Below are 5,121 nucleotides of genomic sequence, written 5' to 3' on the forward strand. Positions count from 1 at the left end.
GATTCATGGGCCAGAACCATACGCACAGCGCGGCCGCGGACTTCCGGTGAAAATTTGTTTGTCGTCTTGCTCATATCGGCTCCACTGTCTCACGAGTTGGAGCCTCCGGCAAACCCGGGGCGGTTCAAACCTTGTCCCCAATTTTCCAGGACGTCACCAATCTTCGCGAAATTATCCCGCCCAGGCTTATACCGGCTCGCGGACGCCGGCTTTGTAAAGGACGTGGGGAGTTGGTCCAATTTCAGCACCAGCACCCGATTTCATAATAGTCCCGCTTGCTGTCAACCGGCCAAGTGTCGTGCGAGTGTTTCACATTGGCGACGGATTTCCGGGATGGCGTCGATCTCGAAGAAAGCGCTCCGGGTCAGCGGGCCGATGGCAAACAATTTTTCGGATGCCAGACCATCCTGGGCGATCACAGCGCATTCGCACGTAACGTCGAGACCAAGCCGCAGTGGATCTGGCCTCGCAAATCCGCAATCGATCAGCGAGCGGATCACTTTGATAGATCCCGTTTCGATATCTCTGACGATTCCGGTGCAGTCATAGATGCGTGCGACGCGCAGCGTCTCCATGGTCTTTGAATGACGATGCCGGATTTTTACGTCAACCCGCCTGCCATCGCCCGCAGGATCGGGCCGGGCATCCATCAGCCTTGCTGCAATGAGGGTCAGCCGCCCGGATTTAAGCGCCAGTGCCACTCGAGCATAAATCGTCGGCGCCATCCTGTGACGATGGATGTCCCACCAGGCCTTGGTGTGCCGAAGGAAGCGTCTTCTGGTGCTCGCCGGCCAGCTTTGCCATATTCGCTGGCTGAATGGCCGCAACCCATCCACCGCATCGCGCCAGTCACCGCCGGCTTCCTCGGTCGAGCGAACGAGATCGCGCAACCAGCCGAGAAAACAGGAAAGGTTTGTACCAAACGGAATATCGGCATTGTCGAGTCGGATCGGTCCACTGGATTGGTATGATGGTCGGTGAGGTGAAGGCAGGAGCCCACGCCGTGAGACAGCGATGATTTGGCCACGATGGCCGCGGCTTTCCAGTGTCAGAAAAGCATCCACCATGCTCAAACCGGTACCGAGGATGAGGACATTTGCTTCCGGATCGAGAACTCCGTCTTCTTCGCCGTCGATCCGGACCGCGCAAGACTGCTCCTGCGCCGGCCCCTCATCATGTCCGACGGCGAGTACTGCTATGTGGCCAATAAGACTGGCGCCACTGGCGAGTTGGACCTCTACACCCGAGGAAAGGGGGGTGACGGAGATCGCTTCTTCCCGGAACAACCGCAAACGCGCTCCATTCTCCTTCTGAATTCCCGTAATGAGCCCTCCGAGATACTCGCCATAGAGATTGCGCGGTGCATAATAGGCAAGACTGTCGCCGGACGGCAACGGGCTCTTTTCCGCAAGCCAGCGACAAAAATGCTCCGGATCGTCCTGGAAAGCGCTCATATTATGGGCGTACACATTAAGAAGATGGTCGCGAAGCTTGGTGGAATAGGCAACTCCTCTGCCTGGGGCCGGTCTTTTTTCGACAATCATTACTCGAATGTCCAACGACGATTTCAGAAGATGGAGCGCGAGAATGACACCGCTCGCGCCGCCGCCAATGATGATGATAGACCGTCCTTCGAGCTCGTTCATTGGCACCTCGCGGCTGGAATGGCGCGGAAAATCCTTAAGCCTGCTGCTATACCGGCATTTCGGCCCCACCAGCGGCGACGTTGCGGATTTCGTCGAGGCTGTGGCTGTCGAGCATTGTGTGTCTGGTTTGGCACGTCGCTTCCTCGCAATCGTCACATGGTTGGTGTCGGGTCTGACTGCTGCGCGACTGATCTGATCGGCATAAGGCATCGCCAGCCGCATCACGGCTTCGTAGATCGCTTCAGCATCCGCAACATCGTCTCCCTGCCATTTGGCATGCGGCTTCACGTAAGTTGGTGGCAGCCGCCGCACGTTATGCCCCCAGTCGAACGTTCTTATGCCCGATAACGAGCGGCCCCATAAACCTCGAGTCCGATGCGGCGGCACTTGCGCGAAAAATTTTAACATCTGCTGGTGGCGCAATTGTTGCCGCACAACGACCGCCAGTGGCATCAATCGCATGCGATACCGACGGCAGAGCGCTCCCGATTTATCCATACTATCCAGTGTCCATCCTGGCACTTGAGGAGCGAGAGCCTTCCGTCCCATGTTGAGGGACAATCTTGCTCCAATGCCACGAACGCACGCTAAACTGATCGTGTCGCCCCATATCTATTTCTACCGGCTTGCGCCCTTCATCCGAGATATTGCTTCCGCAGTGGTTCCCAAGTTTCCTTGGGCAGTCGGAGAATGGAACGGAGACGCTCGGGCACATTCACCTCGGATTCGAACTTTGCGTCGAGCAGGTCTCGGAGATACGGATCCAATTGATCACCCCTCTGCTGTAAGACCACGTTCACCGCGTCCCAGAAGGCCAGACCCTTGGTGAAAAAGGCGGCATATTCAGCTTGGTTTCCCTCTTCAACGCGACGGGAGATGGCGAGGAGACCATCTGAAAATTTGCCGGCATTATTCCTGAACTGCTCGAACAGGGCCTTCGTCTCTGGTGCATCCCCTGTTGCGGCACGGGCGGCGCGCATGCCGAAATAGCTCGCCAGGCTCTCCTCCATCCAGAGGGGCCGTACGCCCTTTTCGCCCAGCTGATGCACTGCCTCGTGCAAAGGCACATAAAGCCGCATGGCCTTCTCGATCGGGGTCGGATCAACCGTCCCGGCGCGGTAATTGACTATGAGCAGGCCTCGGCCTGTCGCCCCACCCACCGCAAACAACTCGCGCGGCACGCCTAGCCAGAGGATGGTGAATGTCAAGGGAGCGTCGGAGCGATCCTGGCTGCGCAGCCAGCGAAGGCCTTCGAGATGCGTTCCGATATCCGGTAACCGGTCACGCGCGGCAGGGTTGTCGATAAAATAGTCGAGCCCGGTATTTCCCACCCTGCGCCTATCGAGGGGCTGCGCACCGAGTAAAACAAACAGGGGCGCCTCTGTTGGCTTCGGCAGGTGCAGCACGCCATTCCTCGCAACCGGGAAAGTCGGTCCCGCTGGCAAACGCAATAGCTCGATGGGACCAGCGTCCTTGAGGCGCGGCAAGGAGGATGCCTCGGAAAGAAAAATGCCGTTTGGCATAGCGAGGCTGCGCTGCGCGCTCGCTGGCGTCTGCCCAGGCGGATCGAGAGGCACCATCCAGGCGAGCAGCTGGCAGCCGGCCGGAACGGTCCACTGACCTTGGCCCGTGTGCGCGAGAAGCGCGCCGTCGCAGGACGCAGCTTCGACCTGCGGCGCAATCCCGAAACCGGTGCCGCGCAAGACCAGCGTCGTGGCTCCCGCGTCCACCGGACGCCTCACACTCACTCGAAGGGTATTGTCGCGTGCCGCAAGCGGTTCGACGATATAAGTGGTGTCCGCTAATGCCGGCTGCATCATAACACTCCAGGAGAGAGCCCCGACCAGATAGAGCCTTCCTGGGAACCACCGGCCCGCCTTGTCTCGGTTCATCATGGGCTTCATCCAGATATCTGATCTTTTTTCGGCTGGTAACGAATTGTTTGAAGAGAGATCTTTGCTCAAGCGTGTCACCCCCTTATTTCTTTTCCTGCCGTCGCCGCTCGATGTTCCCGGACGGGACAGAGATAGACAAGGCAGAACGCCAGCATGAGATTGGCCGCCCATTTATCTGCCTGTAGGAGAAGCCCTGCCTCGATGGGCATAGGCACCTCCGCCTTGGCAAAGACATAAGCATAGGTGATCGCGTTCATGATCGGCTGGCGAAGGAGTTCGCCCTTCAGCGCGAGCAACAACGCGGCGACAGTGAGTGCCCTGAGCGGGCGGCTCACGATTGGCAGCCGGTCTGCGGTCCAGTAGTAGACGAATGCCACAATGCCCGTTGGCATCAGGGCCGTAACGTAGGCCAGCACGACCACGACGCGGGGGTAGCCATCCTTTGGAGGGACGAGGCCCTGCATCACAGGGCCAATAATGTCTTGCGTCCATCCCTGCACGAATATGTGTGTCGTAAGTGCGGCCACCGTCGCAACGATGACGCAGACAAGGCCGCTGCGCAAGTTGCCCCACGCAAGCGATGCCATGCTGGTTTTCTCTATCGTAGGCACCAATGTTTAAACTCCTTTAACGAGGTTTCACACCCGACCTTATCGGTACTTTTACTCGTGACCTTTCGCGGCCCCAGATAAAGCTGGCAAATCTGGTCCCCAGCCCCCGCGGGCGATGATGACAATCCGTGTACACGCTGATGAAAAAACAGTCCCCTCCAGAGGCAATACTCTCCAGAGGGGACCGTCGGCGCGGTCTGGTGGGAGGGGGCCAGTCGACACGCGCAACCTATTTCAAGAAAGGCACAGAAATGGAAAACAAAATACAAGATATGATAAGAATCCATTCAATATACGGCACGTATTTTTTAACTTTAGTACGCAATGCGCTTAACTAACCTGTGAAACTGAACGTCTAATCCATGCATTCTCTTGTGCACCCTATATTCTTTGTTTATCGCTCCATTGGCATAATCACACCGTCAATCTGTGAAAAGTCCCAATTCCAATGCCGGCGAATTGGCGGGCGACATTTCAGAAGCCGATATGACAGTTATCCTCGCGATGGCAGCCGAATCCGAGCGGCATGGCCGCGCCGACCGTATGAGGTCTTTGGTTTCAATAGCGAACGCATGATCCTTCCCAGCTTGTATCAGAGGATAGTGCCAGCACATGCGCCGGAAAAATAGGGGCGCCATCACCCCTATTTTTCTCGGCGTCTTTTGCACCTCCTTTCATGCCTGCTTGAAAACGCAATGCCTTCGCCGGTGGATGAGCAGGCTGACCTTATGCGACCCGCAGCCCTCAATGAGAGAGAGGGTGACGCTGCCCCCAAGTTTTATCCAGTTTTGAGTTAGCTCCAGCGGTTTTGTGATCTGCGCCCTTCAAACTGGACCAGTTATGGTTAGAGTTTTCCGGTGGCTTTTCCTGGCTGGGAAAGGAACGGAAAACGATGAAGGCATCGCAGTTTTCGGATGCTCAAAAGGCATTCATCCTGAAGCAGGGTGATGAAGGTATGCCGGTTGCGGA

General features: G+C 57.1%; 3 protein-coding genes. All 3 read right to left on the minus strand.

Going from position 1 to position 5,121, the window contains the following annotated elements:
* Nucleotides 1–281: 281 nt before the first annotated feature.
* The gene (locus DUT91_RS24360) at nucleotides 282–2,207 is read right to left on the minus strand and encodes an FAD/NAD(P)-binding protein (RefSeq protein WP_342634478.1); all 1,926 of its coding nucleotides are present in this window, start codon (nucleotides 2,205–2,207) and stop codon (nucleotides 282–284) included.
* A gap of 74 nt (nucleotides 2,208–2,281) precedes the next feature.
* Nucleotides 2,282–3,610: a hypothetical protein gene (locus tag DUT91_RS24365; RefSeq protein WP_147272286.1), complete on the minus strand. Its 1,329-nt coding sequence runs from the start codon at nucleotides 3,608–3,610 to the stop codon at nucleotides 2,282–2,284.
* 5 nt (nucleotides 3,611–3,615) lie between these two features.
* Nucleotides 3,616–4,128, minus strand: coding sequence for a hypothetical protein (locus DUT91_RS24370; protein WP_114442976.1), 513 nt, complete (start codon nucleotides 4,126–4,128; stop codon nucleotides 3,616–3,618).
* Between the last annotated feature and the right edge of the window lie 993 nt (nucleotides 4,129–5,121).

It is taken from the genome of Paramesorhizobium salinisoli (genome assembly GCF_003335045.1).
Lineage (GTDB): Bacteria > Pseudomonadota > Alphaproteobacteria > Rhizobiales > Rhizobiaceae > Paramesorhizobium > Paramesorhizobium salinisoli.

Excerpts from the sequence above, each read along its gene's own strand:
- DUT91_RS24370 (WP_114442976.1), bottom strand. The coding sequence starts at position 4,128 with ATGGCATCGCTTGCGTGGGGCAACTTGCGCAGCGGCCTTGTCTGCGTC.